Source organism: Streptomyces sp. NH27, assembly GCF_056859195.1.
On record NZ_JACEGK010001077.1, the window covers coordinates 1 to 479 of the forward strand.

Annotated in this window: 1 protein-coding gene; it reads left to right on the forward strand. The window is 39.5% G+C overall.

The genetic code is table 11. From position 1 onward, the window contains the following. Window positions 1–479, forward strand: a 479-nt coding sequence (locus AC13HU_RS38095) for an IS3 family transposase (protein WP_483046568.1), incomplete at both ends; no start/stop codon positions are given.

Genomic DNA, 479 nt, shown 5'->3' on the forward strand with positions numbered 1-479 from the left:
CGAAAATATTCTTCTCATAAAGGAGACGTTGGTAAGAAAGCAGAGAATCTCATTCAAGGCCAATTTGAAGGCTCTAAAACAATGGAACAGTGCTACACAGATGTGACTGAATTTGCCATTCCAGTAAGTACTCAAAAGCTTTACTTATCACCAGTTTTAGATGGTTTTAACAGCGAAATTATCGCCTATAATCTTTCAACTTCACCCAACTTAGAACAAGTACAAACAATGTTGGAACAGGCATTCACAGAGAAGCACTACGAGAATACGATTCTCCATAGTGACCAAGGCTGGCAATATCAACACGATTCTTATCATCAGTTTCTTGAGGGTAAGGGAATTCAAGCATCCATGTCACGTAAGGGTAACAGCCCAGACAATGGTATGATGGAGTCCTTCTTTGGGATTCTGAAATCGGAAATGTTTTACGGTTATGAGAAGTCATTTCAGTCGCTTAAGCAATTGGAACAAGCCATTGT